Raw genomic sequence first — 26,253 nt, 5'->3', positions numbered from 1 at the left:
CTAAACTAAGTTGGACGATCGCCAAACTCGGAATTGTAACCTTCTTCGCCGTGTTCGTTGATATCCAAACCTTGCAATTCTGCTTCTTCTTTGACACGCAGCCCGATTGTAGCATCGATAACCTTGAGAATAATCCACGTACCAACACCTGCGATCGCATAAGCAACGGCAATTGCTAATAGTTCAATTCCCAATTCACCAAAATTACCACGCAGCACCCCGTCTTTTCCTGCGCCGTTGACTTGAGTTGTGGCAAAGATAGCTGTTAAAATAGCCCCCACTGTACCACCTACGCCATGCACGGGATAGGTATCTAAAGCATCGTCAATTTGCAGCTTGTGCTTGAAACTCACAGCATAGAAGCAAACAAAGGCGGTAATGAAACCAATTAAAATCGCTGATAGCGGTGTCACAAATCCGGCGGCAGGAGTGATACCTACTAAACCAGCAACGGCTCCTGTCGCTGCTCCTACAGCTGTCGGTTTACCCCGTAAAACTGCTTCTAAAATTAGCCACATTAAAGCTGCCGCCGCCGCCGCCGTATTGGTGGCAACAAAGGCTGTTGTTGCTAAATTCGTTGTTAAGTCACCAGAAGTTCCACTAGCAACACTTAGGGCACTCCCAGCGTTGAAACCGAACCAACCAAACCAGAGCAAGCCAGCACCCAGCAAGATGAAAGGAACGTTGTGCGGCGGACTAAGGCGATCGGGATGGGTTTTCCGAGGGCCAAGGACGATCGCTGCTACCAGAGCAGAAATACCAGAACTAATATGAACCACTGTGCCACCTGCAAAGTCGAGGGCACCCAATCCACCATATAAACCCAAGAATCCACCTTTCGCCCATACCATGTGGGCTAGAGGGGCGTAAACAAAGGTTGACCACAGCAGTACAAACAGCGAATAGGCGCGGAAACTCATCCGCTCAACGAGTGCCCCAGAAATTAAAGCTGGGGTGATAATGGCAAACATGGCTTGATAAATCGTGAATGCCTGGTGGGGAATCGTTCCAGCATAAGAGACTACATCAGCATATTTGGGGTCTGCTGCTTTGAGCGCATCTTCATAAGGCAGGTGCGGCAAGTAGCCTTGAGTCTCTAAACCGACACCGTTCAACCCAAACCATTGCAACCCACCAATGAAAGGCAATCCTGGTGCGAAAGAAAGACTATAACCCCAGAGAATCCAGGTAACTCCCACGATCGCCATCAAGACAAAACTCATCATCAATGTGTTTAAGATATTGCGCGATCGCACAAATCCACCATAGAAGAATGCCAATCCTGGTGTCATTAACAGCACAAGTGCTGCTGAAATCAGCATAAATGCCGTATCTCCAGTATCAGCAGCAGGTGGAGCAGCGGCTGGTGTTTGAGCAAAAGCATTGCCCATCACAGGTACTCCCAAAAACAGTAGGGTCATAGCCCCAATCATCACAACTTTCTTCAACACTTCTTTTTCTTCCTAAGCACCAACGATTTGTATCCTTAACTACATTTGATTACTTTTTGCTACATATTTTTGTCTTAAAAGTTACTTAACTTTAATTTTCTGGAAATGTTAACAAAAATATAATCCTAATTGTAGTTGCCAAAATCGAACCAAGGGTGTAGTGATGCAATGATTGCATCTTTTTGTGCAGGATAGCATTTTATGCAAACGCTACAAAACTCCAAATTTTTAGTTACTTACTGTTACAAATCAAGATACTTGTAAAAATTGATAATTATTATCAATTTTCAGAAAATTTGTACAAATTTACCATGAATTATCTTTATATCTACGCATTTATGCGGGAGATATACAGATGGTTGCTTATCTTCGGCTGATTATTAAAAAAACCTTGGCGATTTTTGGTCAGGTAATTATGTGTTCAGGGAATTCCAGCAAAAAAACATCCCATCTCCAGATAGCACAGATATGGTATCCCAATACTCCTCGCTTTGTGCATTTTTAATTCGGAATCGGCTTTTGGGTAAAGGGTACTGGGTTTGGGCTAAAGGTTTTTCCTTTCCCCCGCCCCTTATCCTCAGAGGGGGCCCCACCTTCCCCTTTTCCCCAAAACTCGAGAAGTATTGTATGGTATCCAACAAATATACAAATAATTTGGGATAATTTATTTTTTGTTAGTCTCTGAAAAGCCTGAAAAGCGGGTATTACAAAATTTATTAATCCAGAAGTTTTACTCAAGGTCTGGGTGCAAACATGATAATTAGAACACTAACTAAAGCTAAACATGCTCCGATGAGATCGTAGCGGTCTGGAGTTACACCGTCTACCTTCCAACCCCAAAACATTGCTATTGCGATAAATACACCACCGTAAGCAGCATACACTCTGCCAAAATTTGCCGATTGAAAAGTTGCAATAATCCCATAGAAAGCTAAAGCAATTCCCCCCAATATACCCCACCAGAACGGCTTACCTTCACGCAACCACAACCAGATTAGGTAGCCACCTCCAATTTCAAATAAACCAGCCCACAAAAAATACAGCAGAGACTTAATCATTTGACAAATTTCTTCATCAGCTAGAACTCAGTGAAATTACGCTAACGCTTTTAACTAAACTATTGTCATTAATTGAAGTAAGTTTATTGACCTGGGCATTGGCATTGGATATTAGGTATTAGGCATGGTGGGCAATCTCCTTGTCTCCCCTTTAATCTCCCTTATTTCCCTGCTTCTTCCCCAGCGCCCAGAATATAGATAAGGCTTAAGGATGAAAGCACCATTACCTAATAACGAAATACAGAGAATCGAGACACTTTTGGAGTATAAAATTCTTGACACACCATCTGAAGCTACCTTTGATGACCTCACCCGTTTAGCTTCGTATATTTGTCAGACTCCTATTGCCTTAATTAGCTTAATTGATACAAATCGCCAGTGGTTTAAGTCAAAAGTCGGTTTAGATGTCTTAGAAACACATCGAGATTTTGCATTCTGTAGCCATGCTATTTTACAGCCTGATGTTTTTGTTGTGTCTGATGCAACTGATGATGAAAGGTTTGCCACCAACCCACTAGTTACATCTAACCCAAATATTAGATTTTATGCTGGTGTACCTCTGACTAACCCTGAAGGATATGCTTTAGGAACTCTATGTGTGATTGATTACATACCACGAGAACTTACTCCAGAGCAGATAGAGGCATTACGAATATTAGGTCATCAAGTCATCAAGCAACTGGAATTACGCCGAAATTTAGCAAGTTTGGTACTTGTTACCAAGAAAAACAAACAGACGCAAAAGGTAAGTAAACAATTTTTTAAAAAGATTGCAGCAGGTTTTGGTGTCGCGTCGGTAATTTTAGTTTTGATTGGGGTAGTTTCCTATCAAAATACAATAGTATCTACTAATAATCCCAGTATATTAAAAAATACTTCTCAAAAACTCAACAATTTAGAAGAACTACTATCTCAAATAAAGGATGCGGAGACTAGGCAACGTAGTTACATTATTACTGGAAAACCAACTTATCTAAAACCCTATCAAGAAGCAGAGGCGGCGTTTCAGGTAGTACTGACAAATAAAAGTCAAAATCTCATGGATGATATCCGCAAGGAGATCAATGAGATAGAGAACCAGGAAAGAGAGCAGCATCAGCAACTTTCACAAACAGCAAAAGCTTGGACTCGCCAAACAACTGTGACAATTGCGATCGCTATTTGCCTCAGTTTTCTTGTTCTGACTGTAGTTTACTACTTCATTTATCATGAGGTGACAGAGCGCAAAAGGGCAGAAGAAAGCTTAAATCAAGAACGTAACTTTATCTCCGCAGTCCTTCATACAGCCAGTGCATTAGTAATAGTTCTCGATTCTCAAGGGCGAATTGTTCGTTTCAACCAAGCTTGTGAGCAAATAACGGGTTACTCCTTCGATGAGGTGAGGGGTAGGTATATATGGAACTTATTGCTAATTCCTGAAGAGGTGGAATCAGTGAAAGCAGTTTTTGAGGAATTGCTAACTGGTAGAGGTTTTTTGGAATATGAGAACCATTGGGTAATGAAGGATGGCAGTCGCCGACTTATTGCTTGGTCGAATACCTTCTTAAAAGACTATGAAGGAGCGGTGGAATACATTGTTAGCACTGGCACTGACATCACAGATAGCAAACGAGTACAACAGCATTTAACTGCACAATATGCTGCAACCTGCGTTTTGGCAGAGTCTACCACAATCAACGAAGCTAACCCTCGAATCTTACAAGGAATCTGCGAGAGTTTAGGATGGGATTTAGGTGAAATTTGGATGGTCGATCAGCAAGCAAATGTGCTGCGTTTTCTTTCCATCTGGCATAAAGCATCCCTTGAAGTGCAAGAATTTGAAGCACTGAAGCGGCAAACCACTTTTATAGAAGGAATTGGACTACCTGGGCGTGTTTGGGCTAGTTCTGAAGCTGTTTGGCTTACTGATGTCGTCACGGATCTGAATTTTCCTTATTTTAAAATCGCGGCTCAAGTAGGGCTACACGCAGCTTTCGGTTTTCCAATTCGGACTGGTAACAAAATTCTGGGCGTGATTACCTGCTTCAATTGTGAAATCAAACCTGCTGACCAAGATTTAGTTAACACGATGAATTCTATTGGTGAGCAAGTAGGCCAATTTATTCAGCGTAAGCGGGCTGAAGAGGAATTACAACGCCAAAACTTGCGATCGCAACTTTTTACCGAAATCACCCTCAAAATTCGCCAGTCTTTGCAAATCGAAGAAATTCTCGAAATCACTGTCAAGGAAGTACAAAAGATTCTCCAAACTGACCGAGTTTTAATCTATCAGCTTTTACCAGATGAATCTGCAACCTCCGTTGTTGAAGCAGTAATTTCTGGCTTACCAGAAATCAAAGAGCAAAATATCACCGCCCCTTACTTACGAGCAGAATACCTACAACAGTACTATCTACAAAAGTACCGTCAAGGAGAGATTTTAGGACTGGCTGAGTTAGATTTACTCGAAGTCCAACAAAGTGACCTGAAATTAATCCAACAGTTTGGGGTCAAAGTCAACTTTGTTGTACCTATTTTGGTCAAAGAAGAACTTCGCGGTTTGCTCATAGTCCATCAGTGTGATGATTCTCACCAATGGTCTAGTTTTGAAACTCATCTCTTGCGGCAAATAGCTGACCAAGTAGGCATTGCTTTAGCCCAAGCTCAACTTTTAAAAGCAGAAACTCGTCAGCGAGAAGAACTTGAAATTGCCCGTCACCAAGCGGAATTAGCTTCTCAGACTAAAAGTGCTTTTTTGGCAAATATGAGTCATGAAATTCGCACTCCCATGAATGCTGTCTTGGGGATGACCAGTTTGGTTTTAGATACTCCTTTAAATCCAGAACAACGAGATTTTATTGAAACAATTCGGGTTAGTGGAGATGCCCTTTTAAGTTTAATCAACGAGATTTTGGATCTTTCCAAACTTGAAGCTGGAGAAATGGCTCTCGAAACTCTAGATTTTAACCTATCCACTTGTGTTGAAGAAGTGGTGGGATTATTAGCTCCATCAGCCCATAGTAAGGGATTAGAAATTTCTGCACTACTTTATAGCAACGTCCCTATTCACCTCAAAGGCGATGCTAGTAGGTTACGGCAAATTTTGATGAACCTAATTAGCAACGCTATTAAATTCACTAGCGTTGGTGAAGTCGTAGTGCAAGTAGAATTGCGATCGCCTTTGGCAAAGCCATCGCTTTCCTCTACAACAGCCACTATCCATTTTGCCATTATAGATACAGGTCTTGGCATTAGCCCTGAAGACCAACACAAAATCTTTACGCCATTTACCCAAGTGGATGCTTCTACCACTCGCAAGTATGGTGGTACCGGTTTAGGATTAGCTATCTGCAAACAACTGGTGACTTTGATGGGAGGAGTAATTGGGCTGGAAAGTCAGAGGGGGAAAGGATCTAAGTTTTGGTTTGAGGTGCCTTTTGCCAAACAACTTGAACCTATTTTGCCAAACTCCGATAGCTTCTTGCCTGCGACACGTTACACGAAGGTCAAGAGCGAAGACGGATTTTTGAACAATCGCCGCTTGTTAGTGGTAGATAGTAATGCCACTAATTGCAAAATTATCTATCATCAAGCTATCGGTTGGGGAATGCAGGTAGATCAAGCTGACAGTGTTGCTGCTGCACTCATTGCTATTCAGGAAGCTTCTGAGCATGATAATTCTTATGATGTCGTCTTGGTTGATATGCAAATGGCTCAAACTTCTGGCATGACTTTAGAAGAACAAATTAAAGCCAATTCTGCAATTACTAAAATACCTTTGATTATACTCACCTCTATTAATCAACGCACCCAATTGCAACGAGCGCTCAAAATAGGATTTGCTGCTTATTTAGTCAAACCCGTTAAGCCCTCTCGACTCCTTGATACCATTATGAATATTCTAAAAACTCAACCTCAATCAGAAGAAGGGTCTAAAGGAAAAAGGCTAGAGGCTAACACAAAAATCACAAGTACAGAAACTTCCAGCATTCTTACTTCCTCTGCTGCGAATCTCTCTACTCAATTCCAGTTAAGAATTCTTTTAGCTGAAGATAATTTGGTGAATCAAAAAGTCGCCCTGAAGCAACTTCAGAGTTTAGGCTACAAAGCCGATGTTGCTGCCAATGGAGAGGAAGTTTTGCAGCTATTAGAAAAAATTCCCTATGATTTGATTCTAATGGATTGCCAAATGCCAATTCTTGATGGTTTAGAAACCACAAAAGAAATTCATCGTTGGCAAGAAGACGCTTTTGCTCTGCGTCGTCGTCCTGTGGTAATTGCGATGACGGCTAATGCCATGAAAGAAGACCAACAAATGTGTCTCAATGCAGGAATGGATGACTATCTGAGTAAGCCAGTGTTTAAAGAAAAATTGGCTGCCACTCTAGAGCATTGGACAGGCGTTATCCTCTCAAAAAAAGAGGCAGTTGTTGATGAACAGACAGTTTCCGCCACAAACAACGACACAATTGATTGAGAAGACTTGCATCGGATATCGGAAAATGATGGAGAATTTGAATTAAATAGGTAGTTCAATAGTTAGTAATAGTCTGCGGTGTCCAGGTAGGGCCATTGCAAGATGGCCCTTCTGGTTTCCAGATCAGCATATCTAAGCAGATTTGCCGCATATCCATGTTTTTTGTCCAAGCATGATAGACAACATACTCATTCTTACGCTTGTATTCAGATCCCCCCTAGCCCCCCTTAAAAAAGGGAAAATAACCTCTCGAAGTCTTCCTTTTTAAGGAGGATTTAGGAGGATATAAAGTTTTGGATACCTCAGTCACCACTTTTCAAACAACTTCTAACAGTCCTTAATTACGAATTACGAATTACTTTAATTTACTACCTGGCTGCCATGACTGCGGGGGTCATCTTGACTAGCTGTTGGTGCTACTGGGGCTGAAAATTTGGAAACTTTCCCGCTAGCTTGAGCATAAGGAAGAGACGAACCAGTAACCAAAGCTTCTAAATTACTAGCCATTATTGTGTGGGGTTGATCGCCGATCGCTTGAGCTATGGTTTCCCCTTGCTGACTCAAAAATACAAAATGGGGAATCCCATCTACCCGATATTTCAACATTTCCGGTAGCCACTTGGTATTATCCACATTCAGCATGACAAAATTCATCTTGTCAGCATACTCTGTTTCTAGTTGAGTGATATCTGGTGCCATTTTCTGACAGACAGTACACCAATCAGCATAAAACTCTACTAGAGATGGTTTGCCGTTGTTGATGGCTACTTCTAATGGTGTGGACGAATCGCTTAACTTGGCTAGAGTTGCTGAGGTTGTTTCAGTTCGCAATCCTAAGACGAGGGCAACGCTAAGAGCGATCGCTACCATTACAACTAAGAAGTTTCTCAAACGCTTCCCTAATGAAGATTCAGACTTATCGGGAGAATTAACAGGTGAATCAGTACTCATAACAGAATTATTAAAACTTATTAAGCAATTTCTTCTCTAGTCTAGCTGACTCCAGCCGCTCTTTAATACGTAATTTCATACTCAAAATGGGTATTAGGGGCTATTTATAAAGTAAAAATAAAATTCTTGTAGGGTTTGTTAGGCGCATATTTCGATATACTTTATTACGAAAAATATGACTCTCGCGCCTAACGCACCATGTTATGTAGTAGGGAAAACCCTACTTAAGATTTATGCCACTCATAACTTAGTGTTTTTATGAAGAAGGGGGAAGGAGGAAAGGTAAAAACCTCGCCCCTTGTGGGCGACCTGTTCATCCCTTTCCCCTTTCCCCTTTTATTTACCAAAGCGACGCTCTATATCATCTGCTTGAGATCCACCGCGAACTGAGTTAATCCGTAACGAGGTCTTATCTTTAGAAATGTTATAAGTTAAAGGCTTTGTCTTAGATATTCGCGTTTCACCCTCTTTAGCCAAAGTCTGAGGTGGATACTTAATAATTAAAGCTTTGATTGCCTCAATCCGTTTGGGTACTGCTGGATGAGTTGTATCAAATTCAGAACCAGGAGTTTGAGCCAAAACCTGCATTACTCTCAAACATCCTTCTGGTTCAAAGCCTGCTTTCACAGAAGCTATGTAGCCAATTTCATCAGCTTCAAACTCTTGTTGTCGTTCTTGTTCTGCTAAACGCTGTTCTAACTCTTTTTTCTTTTTCTCGACAATCTCATTAATGCGTTGCTGTGATTCTACTTGTCGTTGAGCGCCTTGATTACCAAGAACTGAACCCAGCAAACCACCAAAAGTTCCTCCAACTACACGATTCACAACGGCACCGCCAACATTAGCAGCTGTTGACTCTTGGTTTGCAGCTTCTCTTTCTCCCAGTACTTCTTTGGTTGCTTCTTCTTGAATTTTGGCAATTAACTCAGTTTTTTTAGCTTCACCGACAGCAATGTGACGCTTGGTGTGATGTCCCATTTCATGGGCAACTACACAAGCTAATGCTGAAGAATCACCAGCTAACTGGTCAAGTATGCCATCGTAAATAGCAACCAAATTAACGTCACTTGCATAGGCATTGACATCATACTTGGGAACAGCCACAACCCGCCAAGGACGATTATCTAATTCGTTGGCACGTGCTACTCTATCTATGACGCGATAGAGGGTATAAAAATCTTCAGGTAATTCTTTTTTAGCTTGCTGGTAAATTGTTGTAGCTATGGGTGCTGCTTTCTTTGGTTGGACTGGTTTAGCCTGGACTGGCACCATTGCACTGAACAAAAGTAGGCACGCAGAACTAGTAGTTAGAAGTCTTCTATCCCAGTTAAGCATTATTGTTGATACCTCTGCAATATAAGGATTATTTTTATACAATAATGCAAAATATATTTTGTGTAAATTTAAGGTTTACAAAAGTACTACAAAACAAAGTCCACCTGAGCAAGGTTAGCCATAAAAACCTTAACGGTTGAGGAACGAAACCCAACATCAAGCGTTACTTGTTGGGTTTCACTTTTTACGGGACACTACGCGAACGTTCAACCCAACCTAGGATTATTGTTAAGCTGTTATGTATACAACTTGCACTATCAGGGCGCTCATGTTACCCACCCCACAATCATATTGAAAAAAATATTAGTGCAAATTAAAGGCACAACAGCTTAACTATCCATCCTTTCCTACTCCCTATTGCCTGCTCACACAAGTAAATATAGCTACGTTGCGCGAACAAGAATCAAACCGGATTCCTATATAAAGAGTTTCTACCTTCTGCCTTAAAATCTGTAGATTTGTACTTTATGCAAAAGAAAACTGCTGTATTTACAGTTTGTGCTGGCGTAATTGGTCTACTATGTATTCTTCAAGTTCTTGTTTTTCTCTGTTACTAGCCTTTCGTTGATAAGTTCTTCCTGTTTCTTGCATAAACTTACGTTTTTCGGTTGGAGAAGATTTGAGTTTACCTCCAGATGCCTGCATCTTTTGCTGTAATTCTTCCCAAGTCTTCTCACCTACACTTTCACCTAGTTTTACTAGTGCCTTGGGTAGTAATGTTTTTGCCTCTCTTTGAAAATCTTCTTCTGTCTCAAGGGAAGCGAAATCTATTTTGCTGAAGTCGAGATCGATGTGAAATTTACTCATAGAATTGTATTTGTTTGTTTAATGATTATTGCCATAATGGGAATCTGCGAAGATTACTTATCGACATTTTTGTCAGATGATGAGTATCAGAATTGAAATATATCAAATTATCAGTCTGCAATCCACCAGAATCCTCAAAAGCACAATTTTTTCTTGGTGCATCTTGGCTCAAATAATGGTTGTATCTCAGATAATTATTGATTTTAGCGATTTTTAAAGAATAATTTAAGGCTTTTATATCAAAAGGAATATATATCTAATTAATACAAGCCTAAGCAGGTTAGCAGTATTAAAAATGCTATCTTAAAGGCAAAGGTCATTTGCTCAATTTTTCAGGAAAACGCTATGACTACAACGCTCAGAGAACTTAATTCTATTGAGTCATTGCTAGGTAAAGAGGCTGAAGACCTGCTTACCTACAAAGCAAAGGTTTCTCAAGATTTACTACATTTACCAGGGCCAGATTTTGTAGATCGAATCTGGATCAACAGCGATCGCAATCCTCAAGTGTTGCGTAATCTCCAGCTACTTTATTCTACTGGTCGTCTGGCAAACACAGGTTATCTCTCGATTTTACCTGTAGACCAAGGCATTGAACATTCTGCGGGTGCGTCTTTTGCGCCCAATCCAATTTACTTTGACCCAGAAAATATTGTCAAATTAGCGATCGCCGCAGGTTGCAATGCGGTTGCTACCACTTTGGGGACATTAGGTATCGTTTCGCGTAAGTATGCCCACAAAATTCCCTTTATTGCTAAAATCAATCACAACGAATTGCTGACTTTCCCCAATCAATTTGACCAGGTATTGTTTGCTGATGTGGAACAAGCTTGGAATTTAGGGGCCGCAGCCGTCGGTGCGACAATTTACTTTGGTTCAGAGCAGTCTACCAGACAAATTCAGGAAATCAGCAAAGCTTTTAAACGCGCCCATGAATTAGGGATGGTAACTATTCTCTGGTGCTATCTGCGGAACAACGCTTTTAAACAAGATAAAGATTACCACCTTGCTGCTGACCTCACCGGGCAGGCAAATCATTTGGGTGTAACCATTGAAGCCGACATTATTAAACAAAAGTTACCAGAAAATAACAATGGTTACGGTGCAATTGCTAAAGCCACTGGTAAGAGTTACGGAAAAACTGATGAGCGCGTTTATACAGAATTGACAACCGATCACCCAATTGATTTAACTCGTTACCAAGTACTAAATTGCTACTCCGGGCGCGTAGGGTTGATTAATTCTGGTGGTGCGACTGGTAAAAACGACTTCGCCGAAGCAATTCGCACCGCCGTGATCAACAAACGCGCTGGTGGTTCGGGATTAATTTCTGGGCGAAAGACCTTCCAACGTCCCTTTGAGGAAGGTGTGAAGTTATTTCATACCATTCAAGATGTTTACTTATCGCCAGATGTGATGATCGCTTAGGGAGTGGAGAAGAGGCAGGGAAAGCAGAGGGACAAGGGGACAAGAGGACAAGGTGACAAAAGTTTAGAACTTACAACAAGTCTTTCCCCTTGTCCCCAATTCTCATTGTCCTCTTGTCCTCTTTCCCATTCCCAATTCCCAATTGCCATTTCCCATTGCTATCTAAACATTTCTCACTAAGAAATCTGGTTGACCACAACTTTTTCGCGATCGCTTCAAAATCTCAGCGCTACAAATACCAGGTTCACCGTTTTTGGAATAACAAAAGAAAACTTCTTGCAAAAATCTCCCCGAGCCAGAACAAAAAGGTGCTATACCATCAGCAGTAATTTGATTATTCGCACTCACAAATGAATTTTTAAAATTTGTAATTGTGGTACGCACGGGTTTATCAGGACTATTATAAGCTGCGGGAATAGCGATCGCATCTTTTAACTTTTTACTCAATCCCAAGTATTCCACAGGAGTTTTCCCCGAACAAGTACCATGTTTTTCCCATTCATGATCGTAAAGTTTATCACTAGGATACAAATTGGGAAACCGTTGCTTTACTTGCGACGGTAGTTTTTGCGTGGAACAATTAGCAGGATAACCAGTTTGGTACTGCGGCCACAAACCATGTAGTACAAAACCCAGTTTCCTTCCAGAACCACACTGCTGTGGGTCACGATTACCATTTGTCGCGCAATAATCCGGCGACCACGAGAGTGTCAGCACATAAAAATCAAATTTACCCGGAGTACCGCGATTTTGAGCAATGGCAGCATTAGGTATAAAAAGATTAGTAATTAACAGAGAAGATGCAATTAAAAGTTTCTTAATCTGCATAAAAACAGTTAGTTTGCACTAAAAATAAAGTTATATACGATACATTGTTAAGAGTCAATAATCAAACTGCTTTGCAAAGTCATTTGTCATTAGGGATGGGGCATTGGGAATTGGGAATGGGAAAGAGGACAAGAGGACAAGGAGAATTGGGGACAAGGGGAAAGACTTGTTGTAAGTTCTAAACTTTTGTCCCCTTGTCCTCTTGTCCCCCTGCCTCCCCCGCTCCATTCCCCATTGCTCAACGAATTCAGAAAAAGCAAATCTCGGTAATGATTCTGAGATATCCTTAGATAAGTGAAAGATTTGCCAAAATATAGTAAGAATGAAGCTGGCAGCAAGAGTAAGTCAGGTAACACCTTCATTGACCTTAGCGATCGCAGCCAAGGCTAAGGCACTGAAGGCAGAAGGAATAGATGTTTGTAGTTTTAGCGCTGGAGAACCAGATTTTGACACCCCAGCGCATATTAAAGCCGCAGCAGTCAAAGCTTTGGATGAAGGCAAAACCAAGTATGGTGCAGCAGCCGGAGAACCAAAGTTAAGGGAAGCGATCGCCCATAAGCTCAAAAATGATAACGGTCTTGATTACAAGTCGGAAAATGTTATCGTCACTAATGGCGGTAAGCATTCTCTGTACAACTTGATGGTGGCGCTAATTGATCCAGGTGATGAGGTAATTATCCCTGCACCCTACTGGCTAAGTTATCCCGAAATGGTGACTTTAGTCGGTGGAGTTTCGGTAATTGTGCCCACAGATGCCACGACGGGTTATAAAATTACTCCCGAAAAACTCCGTAAAGCAATCACCCCCAAGACAAAGTTATTTATCCTCAACTCTCCATCTAATCCCACAGGGATGGTTTACACGCCAGATGAAATCAAAGCACTGGCGCAGGTAGTAGTTGATGCAGATATCTTTGTTGTCTCTGATGAGATTTACGAAAAGATTCTCTACGACGGTGCAGAACATATCAGCATCGGTTCTCTAGGGAAGGAAATTTTTGACCGCACTTTGATCAGTAATGGGTTTGCGAAAGCTTATTCTATGACTGGTTGGAGACTCGGCTATTTAGCGGGGCCAGTGGAAATTATTAAAGCAGCAAGTACCATCCAAGGGCATAGTACATCTAACGTGTGTACCTTTGCTCAATATGGTGCGATCGCAGCCCTACAAAGTTCTCAAGATTGCGTCGAAGAAATGCGCCAAGCCTTCGCCAAACGCCGACAGGTAATGCTAGACAGACTCAACGCAATTCCCGGATTGAGTACCGCAAAACCAGATGGCGCGTTTTATCTGTTCCCTGATATCAGCAAAATCGGTCTAAAATCCCTAGAATTTTGTGACGCTTTGTTGGAAAAACATCAAGTTGCAGTCATTCCTGGAATTGCTTTTGGCGCTGATGACAACATTCGCCTTTCATACGCTACAGATATGGCAACCATTGAAAAGGGAATGGATAGGTTAGAGAAATTTGTCAAGTCACGTATTTAGTTGTCATTTATCATTTGTGAGGAGAATTTATTAACTCTTCAATTTTTTACTCCACCTTTTCTACTCAGAACTGGTGGAGTTTATTTTCAAGCTTCAAATTAGTTCCCAAAATACTTTACTTAGAACTTATTAAACGTGGAAAGGACTTGATGAGTACAATTCCTCCAACTAAGGCAAAAATTGATCCTAAGCTAGTTAACATAACAGGTAAAAACCATAAACTTAGCCAAGACTTTATCATGGCAGAATTTGGCTTTTCAGGACTGTATAATATTTCAACCTGCTGTCCTTTAGAAAATTCTGGTGGGTTGCTGCCTGAATTTGATTCAAAAACCGTTGTTTCCCCAGAACGAGCAGTAAATTTTATTACTGGATAGTAGGCATAAGAAGCACGACCTTTTCTATCAGTTGATGAACGTTGCACCAAATCAATTATTGTCCCTTGCGCTGGTATTGCTGAGGTAAGAAAGGAACGAGTATTCAATGCAATCATGATTCCCGTAACAGCAATTATACTGCCAACACCGCCGAATATTGAACCAAATATACGAAAGAACTTTGTATCTTCATTCATAAAATGCTGACCTGTTCCAATATTTAAAGACTGACAATGATTTGCTTAAATCTAGAGTTCCATGTATACATTTTTCCATAAATTTCACGTGACCAAGTTTCATCTGAATGAAATTAGGTAATATGGCTCTTCAGTTCCTTTTATGGAGTCGAATAATAAATAAAATCTAATCAAAGCCTATGTTCCTTGCTATGACTAGATTTTAAATTTTTGAGCCTTTCTATAAAACGGCTATTTTAATGCTATAACATAAAACCAACGCAAGAGCCGGTAATCTTGAACCTGGGTATAAAACTGATCAGAAAGCTCTCAATCGTTTCATTACTGAACTAATCGGTTCAGTTTAGCTTTTTGGGAATTTGCCAATGGTATCTCATTCCTGGAAGATTTACCAACAAGTTTCCAGAAAGGCAATACCAAATTCAAGACTGCTCACTATTTTTAGGATATTTCCGTATAAATACTTAAGGTTCTTAAATTCAAATATTTGTTTTCTTAAAGAAGAAATACTGAGAGAAATTAAATTAGTTATCAAATACTGACCAAAACCCTTATTTAATAAGCAATAAGTGTGAATTCATTTTAACTTGATATTTAAATATTTTTCCATGTCTATTCATTGTATTTATTTAATCAACTTAAAGATTTGAATTAGCCTCTAGATATTTTAAAAAAAGTTTGTCACAATGATTAGCAACAACTCAAACCTTTTCCACTAAACTTTGCATGATATATTCACAGCACACATTAAAAACAATCATGTTATTTGTTTTATGATCTATATAGCTTTAGAGTTGTTAATTATTGAAATAATCTTTTAATATAGCAATCATAATTTCCTTGTTAGTCTTATTTGTAATCTCTTTTGAACACACTCTAATTTTAGATAATTACCTCATTAAAGGAGCAACCTCTTAAAAATAGGTATAAACTCAATTTTGTAACCTCATAGCTAGAATTATCTGCTTTTACTGAAAGTCTTGTTTAGCAAGGATTATAGTTGTTTTTATCTAGGGTGGCTGAGAGTCTATAACATTTGCTTTTAATTATGCGGTTAGTTCGTCAAAAAACCATTTATTTTAGAGTGAAATAGGATTGCCATAGCAATTATGAATGAGTCGATAAAATCTCATGTTATTCTCCCTGTATTTTCTGCACTCTGCGATTAAATCATTTTTTAACTGATTTAGTACTACTATATAGCATCTCAAATCATCAATTAACTGCGTGGAAATAAACGTTGTAAACATTATGAATTTTTCCATAGCTTTGCATTGGATTTTTATTATCAGTGCTGTTTTATCTACCTAAAATCCCACATTCTTTTGATCAAACGTATATATAAAATAAAAAGAAATGAATACTCAAAACACCCAAATCGATAAAACAGTTGTTTCTTTAATCGAATTCAACTGTCAAAAATATCATGATGAGCTAGCAGTAATTCTAGATAATCAACAGTTGACTTACGGAGAATTACAACAGAGGGCAGAACAGTTATCTCGGTATTTAATAGCACAGGGTTTCCTAAAACCTAATAGTTTCGTTGGACTGTGCATAGAACCTTCTTTTGAAATGGTTATTGCTATCTATGCCATTTTGAAAGCAGGTGCAGCTTTTGTTCCCCTTGACCCAGATTTACCCCGCCAGCGACTTAGTTACATGATTGCGGATGCTAAATTAACCACGATTCTGACACAGCAAAAGTTTGCTTTTGATATTGAGCCAGCGATGCGGCAGAGTGGTTTAAATGGGCAAATGTGTTTTTTAGACACCCCTACCGTCTGGCAAGCGTCAACCATATCCTCTGCATTACCTTCAATAGTAGAGCCTGAGCAGCTAGCTTATATTATTTATACTTCTGGCTCAACAGGTATACCTAAAGGAGTAATGCTTAAACATCAGGGTTTACTAAATCTTGCTCAGGCTAGCTGTAATACTTTTAATATCAAACCAGGCTTGCGTTTACTTCAGTTTGCCTCCATCAGCTTTGATGCAGCAGTGTGGGAATTAGTCACAGCATTATGTAGTGGGGCAACTTTAGTACTGGGTGCAAGAGAGCAAATGCTTCCTGGGCAACTATTGGCAAACTTTATGGCTCGACAGCAGGTGCAATGGGTTATGTTACCCCCTTCTGTACTCGCAAAGCTCACACCTTTCTACGACCAGTTGCCTGATTTACAAATGGTGGTGGTAGGTGGTGAAGCTTGTCCAATATCACTTGCCAAATCATGGGTTTCACCCCATATTCGCTTTTTTAATGCCTATGGGCCAACAGAAATAACAGTTTGTTGCTCAATTTACGAATTTAAGCAACAGGATACGAGTCTGCCTATTGGTTATGCACTACCAAATGTAGAACTCTACGTTTTGGATGAAGAACTTAAGCTTTGTAATCGTGGTGAAAAGGGCGAGTTATATGTAGGTGGTATCGGGGTAGGCAAAGGCTATTTAGATAAACCTGAGGTTACAAGTACTCGTTTTCTAGACAACCCTTTTAGTTCGGGCAAAATATATAAAACTGGTGATATTGTTTACGAAGATCAGCATGAACCTGGGCTATTACACTATGCTGGCAGATCCGACCATCAGGTAAAAATTCGGGGCAAGCGTATAGAACTGGAAGCAATCGAAATGATACTTGCCCAGCATCCTGGGGTAGAAACGAACGTAGTCAAAGCAACTAGAACTGCACGAATAGACAATAGTGATATGCCAGAAAATTATGGCGTATCCATGCTTGTCGCGTATATTATTCCTAAACTCGGACAGTTTTTAACAGAAAAGCACCTGCAACGTTTTGCCGCCGAACAACTACCAGATTACATGGTGCCTACGCGTTTTGTCTTCATGGACGAATTGCCTTTGTTACCTAATCGCAGTAAATTAGACCGGAATGCTTTACCAGAACTGCCAGAAACCCCATCTTTCCTGACTGATACGATGGATAGCTCTCTCAAAATAGCGGTAGTTTTTGATGAAGCTTTAGAGTTACCTACTGGAACTTGCAAACCTCACACAAATTTCTTTGAGGTAGGTGGTAGCTCACTTTGCATCGCTCACGTGTTGTATGCACTTGATCGCGATTTTGGTGTCACCCTTCCTTCTCGCTTAATTTATGAGTATCCTACACCATCAGGTTTAGCACAATTGTTAGAACAGTTTCAACTCAAAAGCGAAAGTGCGGCTAATGATAGATATATTGACTTACAAGCAGAAGCCAGACTTTCTCCAGATTTGAATACATCTATTTGGCAACAACCACCACAAGTTAAATATGACTGTGCATTAATTACAGGTACAACAGGTTTTCTAGGGGCACACTTGCTCTATGAACTGCTCACAAAAGGCAGCTATCGCCAAATTTATTGCTTGGTAAGAGCAGAAAATAATGCAGATGCAATGGCAAGGCTGCGTGCAACCTTTATTCAATATCAGCTACCAACAGCAAAATTGGCGCAAGTACAAGTAATCGTTGGCGATATTCAGCAACCACAGTTGCAACTACCAACAATGTTATTTGACAAACTGGGTGAGGAAGTTGATCAAATTTATCATGTAGCTGCTGACACTAATTACATCAAACCTTATTCGCTAATTAAAAAATCCAATGTAGATGGGACTGCGAATATTCTTACTTTAGCAGCACATCGTCGTCACAAAACTCTACATTACATATCTACTCTAGCTGTTTATGGCTCATTAACCTCATTGCTAGGTATTAATGAAGTTGCAGAGGACTTTGACATTGATCTGTGCGAAGTGATTATGTCTGTAGAGTATGGATATGTACGGTCAAAATGGGTTGCAGAACGTATGTTGCAATCAGCTCAAGAAAAAGGATTGGCAGTTTCTATTTACCGTCCTGGTTTTATTTCGGGACATAGACAAACTAAAGTCGCTAACCTCAATGATATGTTTCACCGCTTTGTAAGCGGTTGTATTCAAATGGGTATTTATCCAGATTTTCCGGAAAAACGTTGGGTTCCAGTACCTGTGGACTATGCTGCTGCTGCCATTGCCCATCTTTCTTTGGATGCCAAATACACAGGTGATAAATACAACATCTTGATACCTCCTGAACAGGAACTAAGCCATCTAGAAATATTTGAGTTTATTCAGGAGTTGGGCTATCCCATACAAAAGATTTCACCAAAAAACTGGTTGAATGCGCTTTCTACTATGTCGTCTGTTAATCCCTTGTATCCACTAATCTCATTCTTCCAAGAGAAAGTATATCAAGACCGTAGCACTATTTTAGAGGTACACCATCGTACTCCCAAATTCAAAACAGAGAATGTCCTTCAGGCTATCAAGGGTACTGATATTGAGTGCCCAATAATAGATAAGGATTTAATTAGACAATACTTACCCAAATTTGATAAAAATTTCTCTACCAGAAAACTCCAGAATGTAACAGCACTAAATTATTAGTGAAAAACTATATTCCCGATTTCTTAGAAAAATCGGGAATATGGATATTTAAATTTTTACAAATAAAATAGGATCGCTGTAATATCAAAATATTGAGTTTATGTCTCAGTCAAAAACATAATTAGTATCTTTTATTGTGATTAACAATAATTATCTAAAACGCTTATTTTGTCAGAAATATTAGCTGATATTTGAAAACAGCGATGCCTGCGACAAGCTGCGAAGAGCATTTACGCACACTCGAAACCATTCACAGAGATATCTGTAATTACATAAAGTTATATGGGGAAGGAGCACAAGGTTTTGCACCCGTAATTTGATTAGAGAACAAGGCTACTTTTGTACCTATTGTGTACTTAGCTCATAGCAAATCTTTCTTGTTGCATAAGTTTTTGTTTTTGATAATAATGAAAAGTTTACTGTGTCTTCTGATAAAAATATCTATTTGATAAAACAATAGCAAAATTGGGAATCATAAATATACATAATTTTGTGTTTACTAAGAAAGGTAATGGCAATGCTCACATCTAGCTCAATTTCAATTTCAGGGTATGACCTCAGCGAAATGCTCCATGAGGGAGATGATACTATTATTTATCGAGCTATATCACAATTAGACAAACAACCTGTAATTCTGAAAATCCTTAAAGCAGATTATCCCTCCATAGATGCGATCGCTTGTCTGAAGCATGAATACAAAATTACAGAAAACTTGGATTTAGAAGGTGTTGTCAAAGTATTAAGACTAGAAACTCACGAAAATCGTTTAGCGATCGTATTTGAAGACTTTAATGGATACTCCCTTAAACAACTACTGATTAAAGGCAAACAAGAGTTAAAGAGTTTTATTAGGATTGCAATTCAACTGGCACAAGCTTTAATATCTGTACACACTTGCCAGATCATTCATAAAGATATTAAACCTGCCAACATTATCATCAATCCAGAAACTGGCGTAGTAAAGCTTACCGACTTTAGTATTGCCTCACGCCTCGATAAAGAAACAACACAACTAGCTAATCCTAATCAACTAGAAGGTACCTTAGTTTATATATCCCCGGAACAAACCGGAAGAATGAACCGTACTCTTGACTATCGGAGTGACTTTTATTCTCTTGGAGTTACCTTCTATGAAATACTTACCGGGCAATTACCTTTTCAAAGTTATGACCCATTAGAGTTAGTTTACTGTCATATTGCTAAACAACCTACAGAGATTGAAACATTAAACCCAGAAATACCGAGTGCCATTTCGTCTATTGTCAATAAACTGATGGCAAAAAATGCTGAAGACCGCTACCAAACAGCTAAAGGACTCTTGGCAGATTTGGAAATCTGTCAAGAGCAGTTAGAAGCAACAGGTGAAATCACTGATTTCACGCCTGGTCGTTTAGATGTTTTGAGTCAGTTACTCATCCCTCAAAAGCTTTATGGCAGAGAAACTCAAGTTAACTCACTCTTAGAGGCTTTTGAACGAGTCAGCCAAGGAAGCCGTGAACTTATATTAGTTTCTGGCTATTCAGGAATTGGTAAATCCTCTGTAGTCAATGAAGTTAATAAACCTATCACTCGCGCCAAAGGCTTTTTTATTAGTGGTAAATTTGACCAATTCCAACGCAATATTCCATATGCATCACTGATTCAAGCTTTGAGTTCATTAATGCGGCAGTTGCTTACAGAAAATACTACTAAACTTGAAACATGGCGTAGTGAAATCTTAGCCGCCGTTAAATCACATGGACAAGTCATTATTGATGTAATTCCTGAAGTTGAATTAATTATAGGTAAACAACCAGAAGTAGTTCAACTGAGTGCGGTAGAATCACAAAACCGCTTCAACCGTGTTTTTAGTGAGTTTATCAACGTCTTCGCCAAAAAAAAACACCCCTTAGTTATCTTTTTGGATGACTTGCAATGGGCAGATTCAGCTACTTTAAAGTTAATTAAACTGCTGATTACTGACCATAATACCAAATATTTACTCTTGATTGGAGCTTATCGAAATAATGAAGTTAGCATTACACATCCCCTGATGGGAATAATAGAAGAAATTAATCAAAATAACACTGTTGTTAATCATATTATTTTACAAGCTCTTTCTTTTGAAGACTTTAACCATTTAATTTATGATACATTACATCAAAATCCAGAAACTATAAAATCATTAGTAGATTTACTCTACAATAAAACAGGAGGGAATCCATTTTTTTTAACACAGCTATTACTAGTACTTTATCAAGATAATTTATTTAAGTTCAACTTTGAAACTGCTCTATGGCAGTGGGATATAGAAAAAATCCAAGCGATTGGTATTACTGATAAGAGTATAGTAGAACTGATTGCCAGCAGAATTAAAAACCTTTCACCAGCCACACAAGAAATCTTAAAACTAGCAGCTTGTATTGGCAATAGATTTTCTCTAGATATACTGTCTATTGTGAGTGCAAAATCCATTACAAGTACAGCAAGTGAACTTTATTCTGCATTGCAATGTGGGTTAATTTTGCCTTTGAGTGATGCTTATCGTATTCCCTTAGCTTTTGAACAGGAAGAATCTGTTAAACTAAGTTTTGATTCTAAACAGATTAGTTATAAATTTTTACACGATCGCATTCAGCAAGCTGCTTATTCATTGATTCCAGAAAATAATAAACAAGGAACTCATTTAAAAATAGGCCAGTTATTACTCCAACAGACACCTGCTGAATCGTTAGTAGAAAATATTTTAGATATTGTCAACCAACTTAATGTGGGTTTGGACTTATTGACTCAACAATCTGAAAAATATGAGCTGGCAAAACTTAATCTTCTAGCTGGTAAAAAAGCCAAAGCAGCCACTGCTTACGAGTCTTCTAGCAAGTATTTAAATGTAGGCTTAAGACTGTTAACAACAGATAGTTGGCATAAATTCTATGACCTAACATTGAATTTGTATATTGAGACTACAGAAGCAGAGTATTTAAATGGTCATTTTGAGAATGCTCATAAATTAGTAGATATTGCACTGAGTCAAGCAAATAGTATCTTAGATAAGGTTAAGTTACATGAAATAAAAATGCTAACTTACATGGCATATAATCAGATGCCAGAAGTCCTACAAATTGGTGTAAAAGCTCTCAAAGAGCTAGGAATAATACTACCTAATAAACCTACAAAATTAAATGTTTTGTCAGCTTTAATTCAAACAAAACTAACATTAATAGGTAAACCAATAGAAGAATTAGCTTTGTTACCTGAAATGTCTGACCCCTACAAACTAGCAGCTATGCAAATCTTATTGCAAATTGTTCCAGCTGCTAGTCAGGCAGGATCTTTTCTTTTTGTACTAGCTGTATTTGCTATGGTAAGGTTATCTGTGAAATACGGTAAATCACCTGTATCGGCTTATGCTTATGCAGCTTATGGTACTATTTTGTCTGATAAATTTAACCAAGTTGAGACAGGATATAAATTAGGAAAGCTAGCAATAGAGTTACTTTTAAATACGAATACTAACTCACTTAAAGCCACAGTTTACTTTGTACATAATGGTACAATTAGGTTTTATAAAGAGCATATTAAAGACACAATAGCACCACTTTTAGAAGGGATGCAGAGTGGATTAGAATTAGGAAATATAGAAAATGCTGGCTATTGTGCTGTAATTGCAGGCTATCATTCTTTGCTTTCTGGGGAAAACTTGGAGTTGGTAGACAAAAAAATATTGAGCTATGTCGAATTGATGCAGAAGTTAAAGCTTGAATCTCTAGCATCAGCTACAAGTGTTTTTAGACAGGCGACTTTAAATTTACAGGCAAAGTCATTGATAAAAACTGCTTTAATTGGCGAGGCTTTTGATGAAACAACAATGGCATCTGAAGTTATAAAAAATTACTCTTTTAAAGGTTTTTACTATGGTTCTAAAACTATATTATGTTATTTATTTGAAGAATACGAACTAGCAATTGAAAATGCAATCATTGCTGAACAAACTCATACTGATAACGTTGGATTATTGATTTATACTACTAATAATTTTTATTATTCTTTAGCTTTAATCTCATTTTCTGAACAAGCTTTACCTTTGAAGAAAAAGCAATATTTAAAACAGGTAGCAGCGAATCAGCAGCAAATGAAAAAATGGGCGAAACAAGCGCCATGTAACTTCCAACACAAATATGAACTAGTAGAAGCAGAGAAAGCAAGAGTATTGGGTAAATTCCAGGTGGCAATAGATTTATATGACTGTGCTATTGCTGGAGCTAAAAGAAATGGTTATATCCAAGAAGAGGCTTTGGGAAATGAACTAGCAGCAAAGTTTTATATCGGTTTAGGTAAAGAAAAAATTGCCAAAATGTACATGACTGAAGCTTATTATGGTTATATCCATTGGGGAGCTATAGCGAAAGTACAAGACTTGGATGAACGCTATACTAATTTTATAATTCGTAACCAAAATGTTAAGCAGTTAGCAATAGATGTAACTAGAACTATTGCTACAACAAAAATAAATTACTCGCAAACCATCAGTAACGGCAATGGTGTCTTGGATTTTGCTACGGTAATCAAGGCTTCACAAGCAATTAGCAGCGAGATAGTTTTAGATAAACTGCTAGATACTCTTTTAAATATAATTCTCGAAAACGCTTCTGCCCAAAAGGGTTGTCTGATTTTGGTCAAAAATAATGAATTATTTATAGAAGCAATCACTACTACAGAAAGTTCCTCTATTGTTCTGCAATCAACTCCGATTCAAGAAAGCCAAGATATCCCCATTTCTATAGTTCACTATGTTGCTAGAACCCAAGAAATGCTGGTGATAAATGATGCTATATCTCAGAGTCTTTATCAATCTAATATTTATATCCAACACCATCAGCCAAAATCAATATTGTGTAGTCCTATTTTCTATCAGGGTAAATTTATTGGTATTTTGTACTTAGAAAATAAACTTATTTCAGGTGCATTTACATCAGAACGTGTCAATATATTGAATTTAATCACATCCCAAGCTGCTATTTCTTTAGAGAATTCTCGACTTTATCAGCAAGCTCAAGACTATGCTAAACAATTAGAATTTTCTCTATCTGAACTCAAGCAAATGCAATTGCATCTTGTGCAGAGTGAAAAAATGTCTACTTTAGGTAATTTAGTATCAGGGATAGGACATGAAATTAACAATCCTATTGGTTTTATTATTGGTAACTTAAAACCTGCAAGTGAGTATGTAAAAGACTTATTAGAATTAATTTGTTTGTATGAACATTACTATCCTCAACCTGTAGCACAAATTACAGAAAAAATTAAAGATATAGACTTGGAGTATGTGCGTGAAGACTTACCTAAAGTAATTAGTTCGATGCAAGAAGGGATAAATCGTATTTATGATGTAAGCATAAGTTTGCGTACTTTTTCTAGAGGAGATACCCAAACAACAATTCCTTGTAACCTCTATGAAATTATCGAAAGTACAATTTTGATTCTCAAGCACCGTCTGAAAGCCTCACATATTCGTCCGGCGATTGAAGTAGTTAAAAATTATGATGACATCCCGCTAGTCCGGTGTTTTCCTGGTCAACTTAGTCAGGTATTTATGAATCTGCTTGCAAATGCTATTGATGCTTTAGAAGAGTCAAATATAGGGCGCAATATAGATGAAATTAAACTAAATCCTAATCGAATTACTCTAAGTACCAAACTAAACGAAGACCAGAAGAGTGTGTTGATACGAATTAAAGATAATGGGGTAGGAATGACCCCAGAAGTTAAGCAGAAAATTTTTGATCACTTATTTACTACCAAACCTGTTGGTAAAGGAACAGGTTTAGGATTAGCGATCGCACTTCAAATTATCATTGAAAAACACGGTGGAAGCATTGAGGTAAATTCCACACTTGGGCAAGGAACAGAGTTTGTAATCCAGTTGCCAATATAAAATGACCACTGGAGTCCGGTCAGAGGGTTCAGTATTCAAGCCATAATACTGAGGATGTCAGACATTTCTTCTACCCCTGCTTCCCTGCATCTTTTCTCCCTCACTTCTACATCAACCCCATCTCTTGCAACCCCTGGCGTAGTCTCTTCGCCTCTTCGGGATTATATCTTTCATGAAGAGCGATCGCTTTTCTAAAAGCTGTTAAACTATCTTGATGATTGCCAACTTTGAGCAACACTACCCCTAAATTTTGATACGCTTCGGCATAGTTAGGATTTAAGGTGATTGCATGTTGATAATATACGATCGCATCTGTAAATAAACCCAAAGCCTTAAACGTCATCGCCAAATTATAATGTCCAAAAACAAAATTAGGGTCAATTTTCAACGTTGTAGCGTAAGCTGTTTTGGCACCGTTGAAATCTCCTGCGGCTTTGAGTAAGTTACCTAAGTTGTTGTATGCTCCTAATTTGAGCATTGGATAAATTGGCAATTTGATAGCAGCTTTATAGTGAGAAATCGCCTGTGGGGATTTTTGCAAGCGACTGTAAGCAATGCCTAAATGATAGTGGAGTTCATATAAAATATCGTAATTTTCTTCAGCTGCGCTGATTCCATGTCTCAGCAACTCCATACCTTGGGTAATTTTTCCCGTTTCCACATACAATGCCCCTAATTTACTGCAAACATAAGGGTCATCGGGATGAGTAGCAAGAAATCCTTCCATCGCCGTAGCAGCTTTGGCATATTTATCATTTTGAGCGATCGCACTTTTTTGATATCCTGTGTGTACAAGTGCAACTCCAGGTAAATAACCTATTTGCCAATGGGGTTCTTGATTTACAATTGCTGACACGCTATCATCCACTAAGGCATGGTAAGGACGGTCAAAACGAATATCTGGATGATTGCGGAACAGCCTGGAAACCAAAGAATAGGGAGATTGTTCAGCACCTACTTCCTGGCGAACGAGGTTGATGAGCAGGTATTCATCTCTGGCGATCGCCTCTCGCAACTGCGGTACAATACCTGAAGTCAAAGTTTCATCAGCATCTAAGACCAAAATCCAGTCACCAGTCACATATTTTAAAGCTGCATTACGGGCAGCACTAAAGTCATTACACCATTTAAAATGATGAACTTTTGCACCGAGTTGTTGGGCAATATTGGGAGTGCGATCAATTGAGCCTGTATCCAAAACTACCATTTCATCCACCACTTTTCTGACGCTATTCAGGCATTTAGGCAGTGTTGCGGCTTCGTTTTTCACAATCATGCACAGACTCAAACTCATAAGTTAAAAATTGGGAATTGGGAAATGGGGAATTAGGAATTGGGAATGGGGAATGGGGAATTGCCAAGAGGAGAAGGAGGCAATGGGAAAGACTTTTTGCAAGATTCTCACTCAAATCACCTTGTCACTTTGTCCCCTGTCTGCCCTCATCTTCCCCAATACCCATTCCCTATTCCCTATTTAGATTTTGTGCAAAAATCAAGATTAACAAAATCAATGAGTGATTCAATCCGG

13 protein-coding genes are annotated in these 26,253 nt (G+C 38.8%); 5 read left to right on the top strand and 8 right to left on the bottom strand.

Features of this window, described 5'->3' with window-relative positions:
* Positions 1-5 precede the first annotated feature (5 nt).
* Together V7K69_RS31735 and V7K69_RS31730 are read right to left on the bottom strand one after the other, a co-directional pair.
* On the bottom strand, positions 6-1,421 hold the full coding sequence (locus V7K69_RS31735; RefSeq protein ID WP_442936222.1) for an ammonium transporter: 1,416 nt from the start codon (positions 1,419-1,421) through the stop codon (positions 6-8).
* Between the two features lie 764 nt (positions 1,422-2,185).
* Positions 2,186-2,509: a YnfA family protein gene (locus V7K69_RS31730; protein ID WP_335042061.1), complete on the bottom strand. Its 324-nt coding sequence runs from the start codon at positions 2,507-2,509 to the stop codon at positions 2,186-2,188.
* A gap of 211 nt (positions 2,510-2,720) precedes the next feature.
* Between V7K69_RS31730 and V7K69_RS31725 the strand changes: the two genes are divergently transcribed.
* Positions 2,721-6,965, top strand: coding sequence for a GAF domain-containing protein (locus V7K69_RS31725; protein WP_335042059.1), 4,245 nt, complete (start codon positions 2,721-2,723; stop codon positions 6,963-6,965).
* A 360-nt stretch (positions 6,966-7,325) separates the two neighbouring features.
* Here V7K69_RS31725 and V7K69_RS31720 read toward each other — a convergent pair whose 3' ends face one another.
* The 3 genes from V7K69_RS31720 to V7K69_RS31710 form a co-directional block, all read right to left on the bottom strand.
* Positions 7,326-7,916, bottom strand: coding sequence for a thioredoxin family protein (locus tag V7K69_RS31720; protein ID WP_335042058.1), 591 nt, complete (start codon positions 7,914-7,916; stop codon positions 7,326-7,328).
* A gap of 336 nt (positions 7,917-8,252) precedes the next feature.
* Positions 8,253-9,188: a M48 family metallopeptidase gene (locus V7K69_RS31715; protein ID WP_335042056.1), complete on the bottom strand. Its 936-nt coding sequence runs from the start codon at positions 9,186-9,188 to the stop codon at positions 8,253-8,255.
* 552 nt (positions 9,189-9,740) lie between these two features.
* Positions 9,741-10,058, bottom strand: a complete 318-nt coding sequence (locus V7K69_RS31710) for a hypothetical protein (RefSeq protein ID WP_335042054.1) — start codon at positions 10,056-10,058, stop codon at positions 9,741-9,743.
* 345 nt (positions 10,059-10,403) lie between these two features.
* Here V7K69_RS31710 and V7K69_RS31705 point away from each other — a divergent pair, with 345 nt between their 5' ends.
* Positions 10,404-11,486 carry a class I fructose-bisphosphate aldolase gene (locus tag V7K69_RS31705; RefSeq protein WP_335042052.1) on the top strand — a complete coding sequence of 361 codons (1,083 nt, stop codon included), beginning with the start codon at positions 10,404-10,406 and terminating at the stop codon, positions 11,484-11,486.
* A gap of 162 nt (positions 11,487-11,648) precedes the next feature.
* Here V7K69_RS31705 and V7K69_RS31700 read toward each other — a convergent pair whose 3' ends face one another.
* On the bottom strand, positions 11,649-12,314 hold the full coding sequence (locus V7K69_RS31700; RefSeq protein ID WP_335042050.1) for a ribonuclease T2 family protein: 666 nt from the start codon (positions 12,312-12,314) through the stop codon (positions 11,649-11,651).
* A gap of 322 nt (positions 12,315-12,636) precedes the next feature.
* Between V7K69_RS31700 and V7K69_RS31695 the strand changes: the two genes are divergently transcribed.
* Positions 12,637-13,803: a pyridoxal phosphate-dependent aminotransferase gene (locus tag V7K69_RS31695; RefSeq protein ID WP_335042048.1), complete on the top strand. Its 1,167-nt coding sequence runs from the start codon at positions 12,637-12,639 to the stop codon at positions 13,801-13,803.
* Between the two features lie 115 nt (positions 13,804-13,918).
* Here the strand turns inward: V7K69_RS31695 and V7K69_RS31690 are convergent, their stop codons facing one another.
* Positions 13,919-14,377 carry a DUF3592 domain-containing protein gene (locus tag V7K69_RS31690; RefSeq protein ID WP_335042046.1) on the bottom strand — a complete coding sequence of 153 codons (459 nt, stop codon included), beginning with the start codon at positions 14,375-14,377 and terminating at the stop codon, positions 13,919-13,921.
* Between the two features lie 1,356 nt (positions 14,378-15,733).
* Here V7K69_RS31690 and V7K69_RS31685 point away from each other — a divergent pair.
* Positions 15,734-18,811, top strand: coding sequence for a non-ribosomal peptide synthetase family protein (locus tag V7K69_RS31685; RefSeq protein ID WP_335042043.1), 3,078 nt, complete (start codon positions 15,734-15,736; stop codon positions 18,809-18,811).
* A gap of 511 nt (positions 18,812-19,322) precedes the next feature.
* Positions 19,323-24,725 carry an ATP-binding sensor histidine kinase gene (locus tag V7K69_RS31680; RefSeq protein WP_442936219.1) on the top strand — a complete coding sequence of 1,801 codons (5,403 nt, stop codon included), beginning with the start codon at positions 19,323-19,325 and terminating at the stop codon, positions 24,723-24,725.
* Between the two features lie 106 nt (positions 24,726-24,831).
* On the opposite strand, the gene V7K69_RS31675 is transcribed toward V7K69_RS31680, so the two are convergent.
* Positions 24,832-26,001: a glycosyltransferase gene (locus V7K69_RS31675; protein WP_335042039.1), complete on the bottom strand. Its 1,170-nt coding sequence runs from the start codon at positions 25,999-26,001 to the stop codon at positions 24,832-24,834.
* Positions 26,002-26,253 lie beyond the last annotated feature (252 nt).

This window comes from Nostoc sp. (assembly GCF_036917775.1).
GTDB lineage: Bacteria > Cyanobacteriota > Cyanobacteriia > Cyanobacteriales > Nostocaceae > Nostoc.
This window is presented reverse-complemented; position numbering and strand designations above follow the sequence as displayed.

Bases quoted from the DNA above. Each gene is read 5' to 3' on its own strand.
- V7K69_RS31720 (WP_335042058.1), bottom strand. From the start codon at position 7,916: ATGAGTACTGATTCACCTGTTAATTCTCCCGATAAGTCTGAATCTTCA.
- V7K69_RS31680 (WP_442936219.1), top strand. From the start codon at position 19,323: ATGGCAATGCTCACATCTAGCTCAATTTCAATTTCAGGGTATGACCTC.
- V7K69_RS31735 (WP_442936222.1), bottom strand. From the start codon at position 1,421: ATGACCCTACTGTTTTTGGGAGTACCTGTGATGGGCAATGCTTTTGCT.
- V7K69_RS31705 (WP_335042052.1), top strand. From the start codon at position 10,404: ATGACTACAACGCTCAGAGAACTTAATTCTATTGAGTCATTGCTAGGT.
- V7K69_RS31730 (WP_335042061.1), bottom strand. From the start codon at position 2,509: ATGATTAAGTCTCTGCTGTATTTTTTGTGGGCTGGTTTATTTGAAATT.
- V7K69_RS31710 (WP_335042054.1), bottom strand. From the start codon at position 10,058: ATGAGTAAATTTCACATCGATCTCGACTTCAGCAAAATAGATTTCGCT.
- V7K69_RS31695 (WP_335042048.1), top strand. From the start codon at position 12,637: ATGAAGCTGGCAGCAAGAGTAAGTCAGGTAACACCTTCATTGACCTTA.
- V7K69_RS31690 (WP_335042046.1), bottom strand. From the start codon at position 14,377: ATGAATGAAGATACAAAGTTCTTTCGTATATTTGGTTCAATATTCGGC.
- V7K69_RS31685 (WP_335042043.1), top strand. From the start codon at position 15,734: ATGAATACTCAAAACACCCAAATCGATAAAACAGTTGTTTCTTTAATC.
- V7K69_RS31700 (WP_335042050.1), bottom strand. From the start codon at position 12,314: ATGCAGATTAAGAAACTTTTAATTGCATCTTCTCTGTTAATTACTAAT.
- V7K69_RS31675 (WP_335042039.1), bottom strand. From the start codon at position 26,001: ATGATTGTGAAAAACGAAGCCGCAACACTGCCTAAATGCCTGAATAGC.
- V7K69_RS31715 (WP_335042056.1), bottom strand. From the start codon at position 9,188: ATGGTGCCAGTCCAGGCTAAACCAGTCCAACCAAAGAAAGCAGCACCC.
- V7K69_RS31725 (WP_335042059.1), top strand. From the start codon at position 2,721: ATGAAAGCACCATTACCTAATAACGAAATACAGAGAATCGAGACACTT.